The sequence below is a fragment of the Sphingomonas sp. SORGH_AS_0438 genome (assembly GCF_031453475.1).
Lineage (GTDB): Bacteria > Pseudomonadota > Alphaproteobacteria > Sphingomonadales > Sphingomonadaceae > Sphingomonas.
The window spans coordinates 1,696,654-1,714,025 of sequence record NZ_JAVIZS010000001.1 but is presented as its reverse complement, the minus strand read 5'-3'; the positions used below and the strand labels follow the sequence as shown (position 1 = coordinate 1,714,025).

Here is a 17,372-nt window from a genome sequence, read left to right as displayed (position 1 = left end):
GTCTCGTGCTTGTGCCGCATCGCGGCTGGTAGGTGGGTGGAAGCGGGATGACCGATCGGTCATATTGCGCGGACGCCGGCCTTCCGCCTTGCGCCAGATTACGGAAAGTTCAGTTTCCCCCCAGCCGGCCGCCACCGGCCCGCGCCTAGTCCCGTCGGATGAAGAGGGCGGGATAACCGATATGATCAGGCGATTGGCGGGGATGGCGGCGGCGATGGTGATGGGCACCACGCCCCTGGTCGCCCAGCCCCAGGCCACCGGTTCGGTGGTGGAGGGCTTGTGGATCAACCCGACCAGCAGCGTCGCGGTGCGGACCGGGGCGTGCAACGACCATCTGTGCGGCTGGATCGTCTGGGCCGATCGCGGCGCGGCGGCGGATGCGCGGAGCGGTGGCGTCGCGTCGCTGGTCGGCACGGAACTGCTGGTGGACTATGCCGCGCGCGGCGACGGCAGCTGGACCGGCACCGTGTTCGTGCCCGACATGGGCCGCCGCTTCTCCTCGACGCTGGTGCCGCTCGGTCGCAATGCGATGCGGGTGAAGGGCTGCGTGGTCGGGGGGCTGCTCTGCAAGGCGCAGGTCTGGCAGCGGATCGAGCATCTGCCCCATGAGTGACACCGCTCGCGCCCGCGTGACCGAATGGATCGGTCGGCACCGCCGCTATGGCTCGGTTCTGGTCGTGATGTTGCTGGTCGGCCTGGGGCTGGGGGCGCTCCACCACCTGACCCGGACGATCCGGCTGGCGGACGTGACCGCCGCCTTCCACGCGATCGATCGCGGACAGGTGGCGGCCGCGGTGGCGCTGACCATCGCCAGCTATCTGGCGCTGACCGTCTATGACGTGCTGGCGCTCCGCATCGTCGGCCGGCCATTGCCCTGGCGGACGGCGGCGATGGCGTCCTTCACCAGCTATACGCTCAGCCACAATCTGGGGCTGGCGCTACTGACCGGCGGGTCGGCGCGCTATCGCATCTATACCCGCGCCGGGCTGGACGGCCCGGACGTCGCGCGCGTCGTCGCGATCGCCGGCGCGACCTTCTGGATGGGGGTGATGGCGGTGACCGGCGCGGCGCTGGTCCTGCATCGCGGGCCATTGGTGCTGGGCGAGGTGTCGCTGGGCGCGACGGCCGCGCAGATGATCGGCATCGCCATCGTCGTCGCGATCGTCCTGCTGCTGCTGCTCTGCTCCTTCGGCCCGCGCCGGGTCGGCTGGCGGGGATGGAGCGTGCCTCTGCCGAGCGGCCGGCAGGCCCTGGCGCAGATCGGGATCGCCACGATCGACCTGGCTGCCGCCAGCGCCGCGCTGTTCCTGCTGATCCCCGGCGCGGACCCGACGCTGCTGCCGCTGTTCATCCTGGCCTATGCGCTCGCGATCGTCGCGGCGTTGATCAGCCATGTGCCGGGCGGTATCGGCGTGTTCGAGGCGGTGGTGCTGGCAGCCGTGCCGGTCGACCGCACCGCGCTGTTCGCGGCGCTGATCGCCTATCGCGTCCTCTATTATTTGTTGCCGCTCGCCATCGGCATCGTCCTGCTGGTGCTGCACGAGGGGCAGCGCCGCCACCCCAACACCTTTCGCGGCGCGCAACAGGTCGCGACCGGGATCGCGCCGCTGCTGATGAGCGCGGCGACCTTCGGCGGTGGCGCGGTTCTGCTGCTGTCGAGCGCCTTGCCGGCCATTCCCGCCCGTCTGCACGACCTGTCGCGGGTGGTGCCGCTGCCCTTTATCGAGGCGTCGCACTTCGCCTCCAGCCTGGTCGGCACCGGCCTGCTGCTGCTCGCGCCGGGCCTCTACCGCCGGCTCGACGGCGCGTTGATCGCGACGCGCGCGCTGCTGGTGGCGGGCGCGGCGTTCAGCCTGTTCAAGGGCATCGATTATGAGGAGGCGATCGTCTGCCTGACGATCGCGGGGTTGCTCCACTATACGCGCGACGCCTTCTACCGCCGCACCGCCCTGGTCGCGCGGCCGCTGTCGCCGGCCTGGCTCGCGAGCATCGCGGTGGTGATCGCGGTGTCGATCTGGGTCGGCTTCTTCTCCTACAAGCGCGTCGGCTATAGCGACCAGCTCTGGTGGGAGTTCGGCACGCGCGACGATCCCTCGCGCTTCCTGCGCGCCAGCCTGGGGGCGGGGGTGGTGCTGGCGGTGGCCGCCTGCTGGCGGCTGTTCCTGCCTGCGCCCGCCCGGCCCGGCGACCAGGCACGCGAGGAGGAAGTGCTCGCCGTCCTCGCCACGGCAGAGCGGACCGACGCGATGCTGGCGCTGACCGGCGACAAGCGTTTCCTCTTCTCGCCCGATGGCAGCGCCTTCGTCATGTATCAGGTGCGCGGATCAAGCTGGATCGTGATGGCCGACCCGGTCGGCGCGCGCGACGCCTGGGCCGACCTGCTCTGGCAGTTGCGCGCGCTGGCGGATGCGGCGCAGGGGCGGCTGCTCCTCTACCAGATCAGCGCCGAGGTGCTGGAAATCGCGATCGAGATGGGTCTCCAGATCATCAAATATGGCGAGGAGGCGATCGTCGACCTCCATCGCTTCACGATCGAGACCGGGGTGAAGCGGTCGTTGCGCCATGCGGTGCGCAAGCTGGGGCGCGAAGGCGCGGTCTTCGCGCTGGTGCCGGCCGCCGATCTGCCCTCGGTGCTGCCCGAACTCCGCCGGGTGTCGGACGAATGGGTCGTGGCGAAGCGGCACCTCGAGAAGGGGTTCAGCCTGGGCCGGTTCGACGACCATTATCTGTCGCACTTCGACTGCGCCGTGGTGCGGGTCGAGGACCGGATCGTCGCCTTCGCCAATGTCTGGCGCACCGGTGACCAGGGGGAATTGTCGGTGGACCTGATGCGCCACGCCAACGACGCGCCGTCCGGCGTGATGGACTTCCTGTTCGTCGAGCTGATGCAATGGGGCAAGGCGCAGGGCTATGCCCGGTTCAACCTGGGCCTAGCCCCGCTCTCGGGTATCGAGGGGCGGCGGCTGGCCCCCGCCTGGGCCAAGGCGGCGGCCTTGCTGTTCCGGCACGGCGAGCGCTTCTACGGCTTTCGCGGCTTGCGGGCCTATAAGGAGAAATACGCGCCGGACTGGGCCCCGCGCTACATTGCCGGACCGGGCGGGCTGTCGCTGTTGCGGGCGTTGCGTGACCTCAACCAGCTGATCGGCCGGCCTCGATTGATGCCGGATCGGAGAAATGTCCCCGTCCAGGGGGCGGAGGTTTCGCATGAACCGGCATGATCGCCGGGGGGCGCGGTGGTTGGTGAAGGCTTGGTCGCCGGCGTGCCACCGCTCAGACGCTTCTGCCGAAGGGGACCGACGGAATGATCGAACTGGGTGACGCGGTAGAACTTGTCTTCGATCTCGGGCAATGGCTGACCGAGTTAGCCTATCGGTGGTGGAGCTGGGCTGGCGCGGTGCTCGCCCTGATCCTGTTCCTGATCGGTATCGGCGTGATCCTCTGGCTGATCGCCGGGTAGCGGTTCCGCCATCCTTCCATTCCATCGACACCGACACGAAAAAGGGGCGACTCCCGCATGGGAATCGCCCCTCTTCTGCTGAACACCGGTCGTCTGGCTTCCGCCCCGCGACCGGCTTCACCGAAAGGCGGCGGGCCGGAGCCCGCGCGCCTCGTCGGATTACTTCAGCTCGACGGTCGCGCCGGCTTCCTCGAGCTGCTTCTTCAGCTTCTCGGCCTCGTCCTTGTTGATGCCTTCCTTGACGGGCTTCGGAGCGCCCTCGACCAGCGCCTTGGCTTCGGTCAGGCCCAGGCCGGTGATCGCGCGGACTTCCTTGATGACGTTGATCTTCTTGCCACCGTCGCCGGTCAGGATCACGTCGAACTCGGTCTTCTCTTCGGCGGCCGGGGCAGCGGCGCCACCAGCGGCCGGAGCGGCTGCGACGGCAGCGGCGGCCGAGACGCCCCACTTCTCTTCGAGCATCTTCGAGAGCTCGGCGGCCTCGAGGACGGTCAGCTCGCTCAGCTGGTCAACCAGCGCGTTCAGGTCTGCCATGTGTAATCTCCATGTCGGGGCGATTTGGCCCCAGATGTCGTGAAATCAAAAACCAGGAATGCCCGAAATTCAGGCCGCTTCCTTCTCCGCGTAGGCGGACAGCACGCGGGCGATCTGCGCCGCGGGAGCCTGGGTGATGGTCGCGAGCTTCGTCGCCGGAGCGACGATGAGGCCCACGATCTTCGCGCGCAGTTCATCCAGCGAGGGCAGGGTCGCCAGCGCCTGAACGCCAGCCACGTCGAGAGCGGTCGAACCCATCGCGCCGCCCACGATTTCGAACTTGTCGTTCGTCTTCGCGAAGTCGACGGCCACCTTGGCGGCCGCGACCGGGTCGGTCGAGGTGGCGAGGCCGACCGGGCCGGTCAGCATGTCGCCGATCGATCCATAGTCGGTCCCGTCGAGCGCGATCCTGGCAAGCTTGTTCTTCGAGACCTTATAGGCCGCGCCGGCTGCCCGCATCTTGTTGCGCAAATCCGTCGATTGCGCGACGGTCATGCCGAGGTTGCGGGTGACGACCACCACGCCGACCTCGGAGAAGGTGCGGTTCAGTTCGGCGACGGCTGCGGCCTTTTGAGCACGATCCATGCCATTCTCCACGTTCATGGACAGGCCCGGTGAAGGGCATGTCCGGTTACAGCCGGCAGGGCGATGGCCCGGCCGGTTTGTCCATCGATGGGGAATGGGTGCAGACCGGACGCGCCGCAGGGGCGATGCCGGTAAAATCCGTTTCCCCGTCTCGGCAGGATATTAAGATCGGCCAGAGTGCCGATCGCCTGCTGTCTAGGACGAGTGTCTGCCGGGCGGGCCCGGCGGACGCGGGCTCCCCATAGCGGAACGCGCGGGCAAGTCAACCGCGCCGATCCCGCTGCAATCGCCGTTGACCCGACCGCACGCCGCGCTATCGCTGCGCCGGCAAACGGAGGGATGCGATGCGGAAGCTGTATGCGGATGCGAGCGCGGCGCTGGACGGGCTGCTGTTCGACGGGATGACGATCTGCGCGGGCGGGTTCGGCCTGTGCGGCATTCCGGAACGCCTGATCGATGCGATCCAGGCCTCGGGCGTCACCGGCCTGACGATCGCCAGCAACAATGCCGGCATCGATAACGAGGGGCTGGGCAAGCTGCTCCGCTCGCGCCAGGTCGCCAAGATGATCTCCTCCTATGTCGGCGAGAACAAGGAGTTCGAGCGGCAGTATCTGGCGGGCGAGCTGGAGGTGGAGTTCTGCCCGCAGGGAACGCTGGCGGAGCGCTGCCGGGCGGGCGGCGCCGGCATTCCCGGCTTCTACACCAAGACCGGCGTCGGCACCCAGGTAGCCGAGGGCAAGGAGGTCAAGGTCTTCGACGGGGAGGAGTATATCCTGGAGCGCGGCATCCGCGCCGATCTGTCGATCATCAAGGGCTGGAAGGCGGACGAGAGCGGCAACCTGATCTTCCGCAAGACGGCACGCAACTTCAACCAGCCGATGGCGACGGCCGGCAAGGTCTGCGTCGCCGAGGTGGAGGAGGTGGTGCCGGTCGGCAGCCTGGACCCGGACCATATCCATCTGCCCGGCATCTATGTGAAGCGGATGATCGTCGGCGCGCCCTATGACAAGAAGATCGAGTTCCGCATGACCCGCTCGCGCGAGACGGCGGCGGCATGATGCCCGCGCGGCTGTTGCTGGCCGCATCGGCGCTGGCCGGCCTGTCCGGCTGCGTCGTCGCACCGGTCAGCGTCTCATCACCCGCCGCCACGACGCGGGTGCTGACCGCGCCCGCCACGGTCGATGGCGTGCCGGCGGGGATGCAGTATCTCTACGGCTCGGGCGAGGCGGCGGCGATCAGCCTCCAGATGTGGCGCGGGCTGACCGACTATGTCGCGCGCCAGGTTCGCGCCCGCCCGCGCGACTCGGTGGTGCTGGCGCCCGGCGCCACGCTCGCCGCGCCGCGCTATCTGGCCTGCGGCGGCAAGCCCTTCGCCGCCGTGTTCGATGTCGACGAGACGGTCGTGCTCAACCTGGGGTTCGAACGCGACGCCGCCGGTGGGCGCGCCTATGAGGAGGCGCGGTGGAAGGCCTATGAGCGGACCGGGGGCACCACCGCGCGGGCCGTGCCCGGCGCGGTGGCGGGCATCCGCGCCTTGCGCGCGATGGGCGTGGCGGTGATCTTCAACACCAATCGCTCGGTCGACAACGCCGCCGCGACCCAGGCGATGATCGAACGGCTGGGACTGGGGCCGGCGGTGCCCGGCGACACGCTCTATCTGGCCGATGCGACCACGGGATCGCGCAAGGACAGCCGCCGCGCCGCGATCGCCGCGCGCTATTGCGTGGTGGCGATGGGCGGCGACCAGCTTGGCGATTTCAGCGACCTGTTCAACCAGGGGCAGACCCCGGCCGAGCGCCGCGCCGCCACCGAGGCACCGGCCATCGCCGCCCGTTGGGGCGCGGGTTGGTTCGTGCTGCCCAATCCGGTCTATGGCTCGGCGCTGAAAGGCCGGCTGGACGAGGTGTTCCCGGCCGACTCGGCCTGGGCCCCGGAGCCGTGAGGCGATCGATCCGAAACATGCGGAAGGAATTGTGATGGCTACCAAGGGCTGGGACCGCAATCAGATGGCGGCGCGCGCCGCGCAGGAACTGGAGGACGGATTCTACGTCAACCTCGGCATCGGCATCCCGACCCTGGTCGCCAACAATATCCCGGCGGGAATGACGGTGACGCTTCAGTCGGAGAACGGGATGCTCGGCATCGGGCCCTTCCCCTATGAGGACGAGGTCGACCCCGACCTGATCAACGCCGGCAAGCAGACGATCAGCGAATTGCCGCAATCCGCCTATTTCAGCAGCGCCGACAGCTTCGCGATGATCCGGGGCGGGCATATCGACCTGACCGTGCTGGGCGCGATGGAAGTCAGCGAGGGCGGCGACATCGCCAACTGGATGATCCCCGGCAAGATGATCAAGGGCATGGGCGGCGCGATGGACCTGGTCGCGGGCGTCAAGAAGATCATCGTCGTGATGGAGCATGTCGCCAAGAACGGCGATCCCAAGTTCCTGCCCGCCTGCACCCTGCCGCTGACCGGCCGCAACGTCGTCGACATGATCGTCACTGACCTGGCGGTGTTCCAGCGGCCCGATCACCAGTCGCGCTTCCGCCTGGTCGAATGCGCGCCCGGCGTGTCGGCCGAGGAGGTGCGCGCCAAGACGACCGCCGCCTACGACGCATGAGCGTCGGCGGCGACGTAATCTTTCGTCTGCCGCTGGCGCTTTCGCCGCAATATCAGTAAAGGCCGCGCCATCATGGCCAGTCGTCCACTCACCCTGTACGAGAAGATCTGGGCCGCCCATGTCGTGGAGCGCCGCGACGACGGGACGTGCCTGATCTATATCGACCGTCACCTCGTCCACGAAGTCACCAGCCCGCAGGCGTTCGAGGGGCTTCGCGCCGCCGGTCGCCGGGTGCGCCGGCCCGAGCTGACGCTGGCGGTGCCGGACCATAACCTGCCGACGACCCCGCGAGTCGATGCCGCGGGCCGGCTACTGCCGATCGCCGATCCGGAAAGCGCGCAGCAGCTCGACGCGCTCCGCCGCAACACCGCCGAGTTCGGCATCGACTATATCGACGCGACGGCGGCCGAACAGGGCATCGTCCACGTCGTCGGGCCCGAGCTCGGCTTCACCCTGCCGGGCACGACGCTGGTCTGCGGCGACAGCCATACCTCGGCGCACGGAGCGCTCGGCGCGCTGGCCTTCGGCATCGGCACGTCGGAGGTGGAGCATGTGCTCGCCACCCAGACGCTGCTGCTCCAGCCGTCGAAGACGATGGAGATCCGCGTCGACGGCACGCTGGGCTATGGCGTCAGTCCGAAGGACGTGATCCTGGCGATCATCGGCCGGATCGGCGCGGCGGGCGGCACCGGCTATGTCGTCGAATATACCGGCGAGGTGCTGCGCGCCATGTCGATCGAGGGACGGCTGACCGTCGCCAACATGTCGATCGAGGGCGGCGCGCGTGCCGGGCTGGTCGCGCCCGACCAGACCACGATCGATTATGTTCGCGGCCGGCCGATGGCCCCGACCGGCGCGGCCTGGGACAAGGCGGAGGCGTGGTGGCGGACGCTGCCGAGCGACCCGGGCGCGGTCTATGATCGCAGCGTGGTGCTGCACGCCAGCGACATTGCCCCCTCGCTGACCTGGGGCACCAGCCCCGAGGATGTCGTGCCGATCACCGGCCATGTGCCCGATCCCGACAGCTTCGCCGATCCGGCCAAGCGGGCGGCGGCGCGCAAGTCGCTGGACTATATGGGCCTGACCCCCGGCACCGCGATGCAGGACGTGGGCGTCCAGCATGTCTTCATCGGCTCGTGCACCAACAGCCGGATCGAGGATCTGCGCGCCGCCGCGGCGGTCGCCCATGGCCGCAAGGTGGCGGACGGGGTGCGGGCGATGGTCGTGCCCGGATCGGGGCTGGTGAAGCGCCAGGCCGAGGCCGAGGGGCTCGACCGCGTCTTCACCGGGGCCGGGTTCGAATGGCGCGAGCCGGGCTGTTCGATGTGCCTGGCGATGAATCCGGACAAGGTGCCGCCCGGCGAGCGCTGCGCCTCGACTAGCAATCGAAATTTCGTTGGCCGTCAGGGGCCGGGGGCGCGTACACATCTGGTGTCGCCGGCCATGGCGGCGGCGGCGGCGGTGACCGGGCGGCTGGCCGATGTGCGGGAATTGATGGGAGATACGCAATGAAGAGGGTCCTGATCCTGCTGGTCGCGGGCGCGCTGATGAGCGGCATCGCCGCCTATAGCGCCAGCGTCGCCCGACCGGCCGCGCAGCCGGGCTCGCCCGCCGCGCGCTGATCCGCGCGCTCCATCGATCAAGGACGGACAGTTTCGTGAACCCCGTGACCATCGTCAGCGGCACCGCCTATCCTTGGGGTGCCAAGAATATCGACACCGACGTCATCATCCCCGCGCACTGGCTGAAGACGATCAGCCGCACGGGACTGGGACGCGGCGCGTTCGAGACGGTGCGCGCGGTGCCAGGCAATATCTTCGACGACCCGCGCTATGCCGGTGCGCCGATCCTGATCGCCGGCGACAATTTCGGCTGCGGGTCGAGCCGCGAACATGCCGCCTGGGCGCTGGTCGACATGGGCGTGCGCGCGGTGATCGCGCCCTCCTTCTCCGACATCTTCTCCGGCAATGCCTTCAAGAACGGCATCATCCCCGTGGTGCTGCCGCAGGAGGCGATCGACCGGCTGGTTGAGGCGGCGGCGGATGCGCCGATCACCGTCGACCTCGAGACGATGACCGTCACCACCGCCTATCAGGACCGGTTCGCCTTCCCGCTCGATCCCTTCCGCCGCCGCTGCCTGATGGAGGGGCTGGACGAGATCGGCTTGACCTTGGCGCAGGATACCGCGATTTCGAAATTCGAGGGCGAGCTCGCCGAGCATCGCCCCTGGATCGAGGAGAGACGCGGCTATGAAGGCATTGCTGTCCAAGGCGCCGGGCGGACCTGAAACTCTGATATTGACGGAGGTGGCCGATCCGGTCGCGACCAAGGGACAGGTGGTGGTGCGGGTCAAGGCCTGTGCGATCAACTATCCCGACGTGCTGATCATCGAGGATCGCTACCAGTTCAAGCCGCCGCGCCCCTTCGCGCCGGGCGGCGAGATCGCCGGGATCGTCGACCATGTCGGTGACGGCGTCACCCAATTCCAGCCCGGCGACCGGGTGATCGCGATGGTCGGCCATAACGGCCTGGCCGAACGGGTCGCGGTCGATGCGGCGCGCCTCTATCGCCTGCCCGAGGGGCGCAGCTTCGCCGAGGGGGCGGCGCTGCTCTTGACCTATGCCACCACCATCCATGCCCTGCTCGACCGGGGACGCCTGGCGGCGGGGCACCGCCTGCTGGTGCTGGGCGCGGCGGGCGGCGTCGGGCTGGCGGCGATCGAACTGGGCAAGGCGTTCGGCGCGACCGTCGTCGCCGCCGTGTCCTCCGAGGAAAAGGCCGCCGCCGCCCGGGACGCGGGCGCGGATGAGACGATCGTCTATGGCCGCGCCCCCTTCGACAAGGACCAGTCCAAGGCGCTGGCCGAACGCTTCAAGGCGGCGGGCGGCAAGGCCGGGTTCGACGTGATCTACGACCCGGTCGGTGGTGACTATGCCGAGCCGGCATTGCGCGCGATCGGCTGGGAGGGGCGCTATCTGGTCGTCGGCTTCCCGGCGGGCATCCCCAAACTGCCGCTCAACCTGACGCTGCTGAAGAGCTGCGACGTGTGCGGCGTCTTCTGGGGGGCCTTTGCGGCGCGCGATCCGCAGGCCAATGCCGCGCATGTCGACCACCTGTTCCGCCTCTGGGAAGAGGGGCGGATCGCGCCGCGCGTCACCGAAACCTATCCGCTGGAGCGCGGCGGCAAGGCGATCGCGAAGATGGCCGCGCGCGGCGCGATCGGCAAGCTGGTGGTCACCATCGACGGCTGACCTGCCGAGGCGGCGCGCCGGTCAGCGCGCCGCTTTCGCCAAGCCCTTGGACAATTGCAGCGCCCCGTGCAGCCGCGACTTGGTATCGGGCCAGGCGCGGTTGAGCACCAGCTTGCCGTCGGGGCGCAGCTTCGCCACGTCCTTCAATCGTTCGACATAGGCGAGCAGCCCCTCGACATTGGGCGGTCGGTCGTCGTGGAAGCTGATCAGCACGCCGCGCACGCCGACATCCATCTTGGCGATGCACGCCTTGCGGGCGTTGAGCTTGATCTCGATGACGCGGATCAGATTGTCGGTCGGGTCGGGCAGGGGGCCGAACCGGTCGATCATCTCGGCGGCGAAGGCCTCGATCTCCTCGCGCTTCTCCAGTTCGTTGAGGCGGCGATAGAGGCCCATGCGCAGGTCGAGATCGGGGACATAATCCTCCGGGATCAGGATCGGCGCATCGACCGTGATCTGGGGCGAGAAGTCGCGCGGCCGCTCGAACGCGCCGCCGGCCTTGGCCTCCAGGATCGCCTCTTCCAGCATCGACTGGTAGAGTTCGTAGCCGACCTCCTTGATATGACCCGATTGTTCGTCGCCGAGCAGATTGCCGGCCCCGCGAATGTCGAGGTCATGGCTGGCGAGCTGGAAGCCGGCGCCGAGCGAGTCGAGGTCGGACAGCACCTTCATCCGCTTCTCCGCCGCATCGGTCATCTGCCTCTCGGGCGGCGTCACCAGATAGGCATAGGCGCGCGTCTTCGACCGGCCGACGCGCCCGCGCAGCTGATAGAGCTGCGCCAGGCCGAAACGATCGGCGCGGTGGATGATCATCGTGTTGGCGGACGGAATGTCGATGCCGCTCTCGATGATGGTGGTCGATACCAGCACCTCGAACTTGCGGTCGTAGAAGGCGGACATGCGCTCTTCCACCTCGGTCGCCGACATCTGGCCGTGCGCGACGACATAGCGGATCTCGGGCACCTGTTCGCGCAGATACTCCTCGATATCGGGCAGGTCGGCGACGCGGGGCGTGACGATGAAGCTCTGCCCGCCGCGATAATGTTCGCGCAGCAACGCCTCGCGCAGCACCACCGGGTCCCAGGGCATGACATAGGTGCGGACCGCCAGGCGATCGACCGGCGGGGTCTGGATCACCGACAGTTCGCGCAGGCCCGACATCGCCATCTGCAAGGTGCGTGGGATCGGCGTCGCGGTCAGCGTCAGCATGTGCACGTCCGCCTTCAGCGCCTTCAGCCGCTCCTTATGCGTGACGCCGAACCGCTGTTCCTCGTCGACGATCACCAGCCCCAGCCGCTTGAACGTGATGCCCTTGGCGAGCAGCGCATGGGTGCCGACGACGATGTCGAGATCGCCCGACGCCACGCCCTCCTTCACCCCCTTGGCCTCGGCGGAGCCGACCAGACGCGACAGGCGGCCGATCTTGATCGGGAAGCCCTCGAACCGCTGGACGAACTGGTTGTAATGCTGGCGCGCGAGCAGGGTCGTCGGGCACACCACCGCGACCTGCAAGCCCGACATGGCGGCGACGAAGGCGGCGCGCAGCGCGACCTCGGTCTTGCCGAAGCCGACATCGCCGACGATCAACCGGTCCATCGGCCGGCCCGCGCCCAGGTCGTTCAGCACATCGCCGATCGCGCGGTCCTGGTCGTCCGTCTCGTCATAGGGGAAGCGGTCGACGAAGCTGGGATAGCCGGCATTGTCCGGTTCCGCCACCTCGCCCGCACGAAGCGCCCGCTCAGCCGCCGTGGCGATCAGCTCGCCGGCGATCTCGCGGATGCGCTCCTTCATCTTCGACTTGCGGCGCTGCCACGCCTCGCCGCCCAGCCGGTCGAGCGCTGCGCCGTCCTCGCCCGAGCCATAGCGGGTCAGGACCTCGAGATTCTCGACGGGCACGTAGAGTTTGTCGCCGCCGGCATATTCCAGCGCGACGCAGTCATGCGGGCTCTTGCCGACGGGGATCGAGGTCAGCCCCTCGTAACGGCCGATGCCATGGTCGGAATGGACGACCAGATCGCCCGGCGACAGCGTGGCGAGCTCGGCGAGGAAGGCATCGGCCGATTTCTTGCGCTTCTGCCGGCGGATCAGCCGGTCGCCCAGCATGTCCTGTTCGGTCAGCACCGCGACGCCGGGCGCGGTGAAGCCATGGTCGAGCGGCAGCACGACCAGCGCGACGCCGAAGCTCTTCGCCAGATCGGCGACGCCCAGCGCGTCCTGCCACGTCTCGGCCGCCTTGCCGCCCTTCAGCCCATGGTCCTTGAGGAGGTTGCCCAGCCGTTCGCGCGCGCCGTTCGAATAGCTGGCCAGGACCGGCTTGCGGCCCTGCTTGCGCAGCGCCTGGACATGGTCGACCACGGCCTCGTAGACGTTGGCCTGAGCGGCGCGTTCGGGCGCGAAGTCGCGCGGGCCGTCGACCTCGAAATCGAGCACGGTCGGCGATGGCGGCTCGTGGAACGGGGTGGTGACGTGCGCGGTGACGGCCTCCAGCCCGCGCCGCCATTCCGCAGCATCCAGATAGAGCGCCTTGGCGGGCAGGGGGCGGTAGCTGCCGGGCTGGGCCGCCTCGGCGCGCTTGCGGTTCTCGTAATAGTCGGCGATCGCCTCGAACCGCTGCTCGCCGGCCGCGCCGCTCGCCTGGTCGCGGATCACCACCGTGTCGCCGGGCAGATGGTCGAATAGCGTCGCCAGCTTCTCCTCGAACAAAGGCAGCCAATGTTCCATGCCGGCCATGCGCCGCCCGTCGGACACCGCCTGGTAGAGCGGATCGCCGGTCGCGGTCGCGCCGAACGTGTCGCGATACCGGGTGCGGAAGCGCTTGACCGAGTCGGGATCGAGCAATGCCTCGGAAGCAGGCAGCAGCGTGAAGCCGTCGATCCGCCCGGTGGTGCGCTGGTCGGCGGGGTCGAAGGTGCGGACCGATTCGATCTCGTCGCCGAAAAAGTCGAGGCGCAGCGCCTGATCCTCGCCGCTGGGGAACAGGTCGACAATGCCGCCGCGCACGGCATAGTCGCCCTGGTCGTGCACCGTCTCGGTCCGCATATAGCCGTTCGCCTGGAGCAGTTGCGCCAGGCTCTCGCGGTCGATCCGCTCGCCGGGCGCGAGCGTGGCGATCAGCTGCCGGATGCGGAACGGCGTCAGCACGCGCTGCGTCGCGGCGTTGACCGTCGTCAGCAGCAGTTGCGGCCCCTTCGCCTTGGCCTGGAGCCGGTGCAGCGCAGCGATACGCTCCGCCATCACCCGCAGCGAGGGCGAGGCGCGGTCATAGGGCAGGCAGTCCCAGGCGGGGAACTGCACCACCTCCAGCTCGGGCGCGAAATAGGGCGCGGTGGCCGCGATCGCGCGCATCGCCTGCTCGTCCGACGCGACGAACACCGCCCGCGCCGGGGCCGCCCGCGCCAGATCGGCGAGCAGCGACGGCAGGAAGCCGCCGGGCACGCCGGCCAGGGTTAGCGGCTGGCGGGCGGAGAGGATCTGCGTCAGGTCGGGCATTCAGGTCTCGCTACGCGCCTCCGGCTGGAGGCGATGGATGGCAGCAACGCATCGAGCCGCCAATTTCCCCTTCCACGGGAAAGGAATGAAACGGCTTAGCGCGACACCGGCACGAAGTTCAGCGTGCGCATCGCCTGCATCATCGGGCTTTCCCATTGCGGCGGGCAGGGGATGGAGCCGATCGCCCAGCCCATGATGTCGACATCCTGCTCCTCCAGCAGCGTCTCGAACCAGTCGAGCTGGTCGGGCGTCCATTCCTGGTGATGCGCGTCGAAATAGCCGCCGATCATCAGATCGGCCTCGCGCGTGCCGCGGTGCCAGGCGCGGAAGCGCAGGCGTTTCAGCCGGATTTCGTGGTCCACATTCGTTCCCGTCAATCGAAAGCCGGCATGTCGGACCGGAAAGCCGCCGGGTCAACTGGAAGATGCGCGCAATCGCTGGCATGAGGCGGTCAGTCATGCGTCCCGAAATCCTCAATCCCCTGTTCGCCGAAGTCACTGCGCTGAAAGGCGTGGGGGCTGCGCTGGCCAAGCCGCTCGACCGGCTGGGCCTGTCGCGCGTCGTCGATGTCGCCTTCCACCTGCCGACCGGCCATGTCGACCGGCTGCCGCGCACCGAGTTGATGACCTCGGATGCGGGGCGGATCATCGCGATCACGCTGACCCCGCAATCCTATCGCGAGGGCAATGGCCGCGCGCCGACGCGGGTGATGGCGATCGACCGGGAGGGGAATGTCGTCGCCCTGGTCTATTTCGGCGGCCATCCCGGCTGGGCGAAGAAGCTGCTGCCGCTCGGCGAGCCGAAACAGGTGTCGGGTCGGCTGGACCAATATGGCCAGGACTTGCAGATCGTTCATCCCGAACTCGCCGAACCGGGCGAACCGATGCGCGAGCGCGAGCCGATCTATCCCCTGTCGGAGGGGATGACCTCGCGCCGGCTGGCCGGCTTCGTCGAACAGGCGCTGGCGCGCGCGCCGGACCTGCCCGAATGGATCGACGCCGGGCTGAAGGCCAAGCGCGAATGGCCCGACTGGCGCGACGCGCTGGTCCGCATCCATGCCGACCCCGCCGATGCCAAGGCGCGCGAGCGGCTGGCCTATGACGAGGTGTTCGCCAACCAGCTGGCGATGACCCTGGTGCGCGCCGACACGCGCAAGCGGCGTGGCCGGGCGCTGCTGGGCGACGGGCGGCTGCGCGATCAGTTGCGGCTGCCCTATACGCCGACCGGGGCGCAGAGCCGTGCGGTGGCGGAGATCGAGGGCGATTTGCGGCAGGAGGCGCCGATGCTCCGCCTGCTCCAGGGCGATGTCGGCTCGGGCAAGACGCTGGTGGCCGCGATGGCGCTGCTGGTCGCGGTGGAGGCGGGGGCGCAGGGCGCGATGCTCGCCCCGACCGAGATCCTGGCGCGCCAGCATTATGAGTCGCTGCGGCGGCTGCTCGCCGGCCTGCCGATCACCATCGGGGTGCTGACCGGCCGCGACAAGGGTAAGGTGCGCGAAGCCACGCTGATGGGGCTGGCGGACGGATCGATCGACATCCTGGTCGGCACGCATGCGATCTTCCAGGAGGCGGTCGCCTATCGCGATCTCGCGCTGGTGGTGGTGGACGAACAGCATCGCTTCGGCGTGGCGCAGCGGCTGCTGCTCCAGGAAAAGGGCCGCAGCCCGCATCTGCTGGCGATGACCGCGACGCCGATCCCGCGCACGCTGACGCTGGCGCAATATGGCGAGATGGACGTCAGCCGGCTCGACGAGATGCCCCCCGGCCGCGAACCGATCGAGACGCGCGTCGTCTCCGAAGACCGGCTGGACGAGGTCGTCAATGCGATCGGCCGCCACATCACCGATGGCGGCCAGGCCTATTGGGTTTGCCCGCTGGTCGAGGAGAGCGAGAAGTCCGACCTCGCTGCCGCCGAGGCGCGGGCGGAGTCGCTGGCGGCGCGGTTCGGCGAGCGGATCGGCGTGGTCCATGGCCGGATGAAGCCCGCCGAGAAGGATGCGGTGATGGAGGCCTTCTCCGCCAACCGCCTGTCGGTGCTGGTCGCGACGACGGTGATCGAGGTCGGCGTCGACGTGCCCAATGCGACGCTGATCGTGATCGAACATGCCGATCGCTTCGGCCTGGCGCAGCTTCACCAGTTGCGGGGGCGCGTGGGTCGCGGTGGAGGCCTGTCGCGCTGCCTGTTGCTGCGCGGGAGTTCGCTGTCGGAGACGTCGCGCGCGCGCCTGGCGCTGATGCGCGAGACGAATGACGGCTTCCGCATCGCCGAGGAGGATCTGCGCCTGCGCGGCGGCGGCGAGATGCTGGGCACGCGCCAGTCGGGTGACGCCGCCTTCCGCCTCGCCCCGCCCGAATTGCTGCCCGACCTGCTGCAATGCGCGCAGGACGATGCGCGGCTGCTGATCGACCGCGACGGCGGCTTGCACGGCGCGCGCGGGCAGGCGGCACGGATCGCGCTCTACCTGTTCGAGCGTGAGGCGGGGGTGGCGCTGCTGCGATCCGGCTGACCCGCGCCTATGGCAGTCGCTGCCCCAGGCCGGCCTGGAGCACCGCATACCATTCCGCCCGGGTCCATTCGACCCGGTACGCCCCGGCGGCGGCGCGGATGCGGGCGGCGGTCTGCGACCCGACGATGGGGATGATCCGTGCCGGATGCGCCATCACCCAGGCCAGCGCCGCCGTCGCCGCATCGACGCCGTAGCGCTCGCCCTGATCGGCGAGCAGGAGGCCGGCGGGATGGCCCTCGGCAAGCAGCCGCCCGCCAGCCAGGGGCGACCAGGCGAGCACCGCCAGGTCGCGGACCATCGCCTGGTCGAGCGTGCCGTCGAACAGCGGCGCGGTATGAAGCGGCGAGAATTCCGGCTGGGTGCTGAGGATCGGCAGGTCCAGAAACGCTTGCAACGCGTCCAGCTCCGCCGGGCTATGGTTGGAGACGCCGATCCCGCGCACCTTGCCCGCAGCGACCATCGCCGACAGCGCGCCGGCCACCTCCTGTGGATGGGCGAGCAGGTCGCGACGATGAATCTGGTAGAGGTCGACCCGGTCCACCCCCATGCGCGCCAGCGAATCGTCCAGCGCCTCCGCCAGATAGGCGGCGGACGAATTATAGGGGATGCCGGGCCGGATGCCGCCCTTGGTCGCGATCACCATGCGGTCGCGCAGCGTCGGCGCGTCGGCCAGCACGCGGCCGAACAGCGCCTCCGCCGACCCGAACCCGCCCGGACTGCCGGCGCCATAGATATCGGCCGTGTCGAACAGGGTGATGCCCGCCTCCAGCGCCGCCTCGACCAGGTCGCGGCCCGCCGGCACATCCTCGCTGGTGAAGCGCCACATGCCCCAGGCGATGGGGGATATCAGGATGTCGCTGCGACCCAGCGGGCGCGGTTCGGCGGAGAGGTGGATCGTCGTCATAAGGCGCGGACATCGCACAGGAAGC

At 69.0% G+C, this 17,372-nt stretch carries 15 protein-coding genes; 10 read left to right on the top strand and 5 right to left on the bottom strand.

The features are described from left to right. Positions 1 to 181 precede the first annotated feature (181 nt). The 3 genes from QE452_RS07870 to QE452_RS07860 all read left to right on the top strand — a co-directional run bounded on the left by QE452_RS07870 (position 182) and on the right by QE452_RS07860 (position 3,457). Positions 182 to 613 carry a DUF2147 domain-containing protein gene (locus QE452_RS07870; RefSeq protein WP_309658788.1) on the top strand — a complete coding sequence of 144 codons (432 nt, stop codon included), beginning with the start codon at positions 182 to 184 and terminating at the stop codon, positions 611 to 613. Further along, positions 606 to 3,218, top strand: coding sequence for a bifunctional lysylphosphatidylglycerol flippase/synthetase MprF (gene mprF, locus QE452_RS07865; RefSeq protein ID WP_309658789.1), 2,613 nt, complete (start codon positions 606 to 608; stop codon positions 3,216 to 3,218). Before QE452_RS07870 ends, mprF begins: the two co-directional genes overlap by 8 nt. 83 nt (positions 3,219 to 3,301) lie before the next feature. Beyond that, positions 3,302 to 3,457, top strand: a complete 156-nt coding sequence (locus tag QE452_RS07860; RefSeq protein WP_309658790.1) for a hypothetical protein — start codon at positions 3,302 to 3,304, stop codon at positions 3,455 to 3,457. Between the two features lie 159 nt (positions 3,458 to 3,616). Here QE452_RS07860 and rplL read toward each other — a convergent pair whose 3' ends face one another. Beyond that, complete coding sequence (rplL, locus tag QE452_RS07855; RefSeq protein ID WP_125995208.1) at positions 3,617 to 3,991, bottom strand: 50S ribosomal protein L7/L12; 375 nt, start codon at positions 3,989 to 3,991, stop codon at positions 3,617 to 3,619. Between the two features lie 69 nt (positions 3,992 to 4,060). Continuing rightward, positions 4,061 to 4,576 carry a 50S ribosomal protein L10 gene (rplJ, locus tag QE452_RS07850; protein ID WP_125995244.1) on the bottom strand — a complete coding sequence of 172 codons (516 nt, stop codon included), beginning with the start codon at positions 4,574 to 4,576 and terminating at the stop codon, positions 4,061 to 4,063. 344 nt (positions 4,577 to 4,920) lie between these two features. On the opposite strand from rplJ, the gene QE452_RS07845 reads away from it, so the two are divergent. From QE452_RS07845 to QE452_RS07820, 6 genes are all read left to right on the top strand, one after another. Beyond that, the gene (locus QE452_RS07845) at positions 4,921 to 5,634 is read left to right on the top strand and encodes a CoA transferase subunit A (RefSeq protein ID WP_125995210.1); all 714 of its coding nucleotides are present in this window, start codon (positions 4,921 to 4,923) and stop codon (positions 5,632 to 5,634) included. Continuing rightward, a complete protein-coding gene (locus tag QE452_RS07840; protein ID WP_405052792.1) occupies positions 5,634 to 6,518 on the top strand; it encodes an HAD family acid phosphatase in 885 nt (294 codons plus the stop codon). Before QE452_RS07845 ends, QE452_RS07840 begins: the two co-directional genes overlap by 1 nt. A gap of 34 nt (positions 6,519 to 6,552) precedes the next feature. Then, complete coding sequence (locus QE452_RS07835; RefSeq protein WP_125995214.1) at positions 6,553 to 7,197, top strand: CoA transferase subunit B; 645 nt, start codon at positions 6,553 to 6,555, stop codon at positions 7,195 to 7,197. Positions 7,198 to 7,269: 72 nt separating this feature from the next. Further along, positions 7,270 to 8,709 (top strand): 3-isopropylmalate dehydratase large subunit, encoded by a 1,440-nt coding sequence (gene leuC / locus QE452_RS07830; RefSeq protein WP_125995216.1) that lies wholly within the window; start codon positions 7,270 to 7,272, stop codon positions 8,707 to 8,709. Positions 8,710 to 8,854: 145 nt separating this feature from the next. Beyond that, positions 8,855 to 9,484, top strand: coding sequence for a 3-isopropylmalate dehydratase small subunit (leuD, locus tag QE452_RS07825; RefSeq protein ID WP_309658792.1), 630 nt, complete (start codon positions 8,855 to 8,857; stop codon positions 9,482 to 9,484). Next, complete coding sequence (locus QE452_RS07820) at positions 9,447 to 10,448, top strand: NADPH:quinone oxidoreductase family protein (RefSeq protein ID WP_309658793.1); 1,002 nt, start codon at positions 9,447 to 9,449, stop codon at positions 10,446 to 10,448. Before leuD ends, QE452_RS07820 begins: the two co-directional genes overlap by 38 nt. Before the next feature lie 21 nt (positions 10,449 to 10,469). Here the strand turns inward: QE452_RS07820 and mfd are convergent, their stop codons facing one another. Next, positions 10,470 to 13,937 (bottom strand): transcription-repair coupling factor, encoded by a 3,468-nt coding sequence (mfd, locus tag QE452_RS07815; RefSeq protein ID WP_309658794.1) that lies wholly within the window; start codon positions 13,935 to 13,937, stop codon positions 10,470 to 10,472. A 95-nt stretch (positions 13,938 to 14,032) separates the two neighbouring features. Continuing rightward, the gene (locus tag QE452_RS07810; protein WP_309658795.1) at positions 14,033 to 14,299 is read right to left on the bottom strand and encodes a succinate dehydrogenase assembly factor 2; all 267 of its coding nucleotides are present in this window, start codon (positions 14,297 to 14,299) and stop codon (positions 14,033 to 14,035) included. A gap of 95 nt (positions 14,300 to 14,394) precedes the next feature. Here QE452_RS07810 and recG point away from each other — a divergent pair, with 95 nt between their 5' ends. After that, complete coding sequence (gene recG / locus QE452_RS07805; protein WP_309658796.1) at positions 14,395 to 16,443, top strand: ATP-dependent DNA helicase RecG; 2,049 nt, start codon at positions 14,395 to 14,397, stop codon at positions 16,441 to 16,443. A 7-nt stretch (positions 16,444 to 16,450) separates the two neighbouring features. Here recG and QE452_RS07800 read toward each other — a convergent pair whose 3' ends face one another. After that, positions 16,451 to 17,347, bottom strand: a complete 897-nt coding sequence (locus QE452_RS07800; RefSeq protein ID WP_309658797.1) for an aldo/keto reductase — start codon at positions 17,345 to 17,347, stop codon at positions 16,451 to 16,453. Positions 17,348 to 17,372 lie beyond the last annotated feature (25 nt).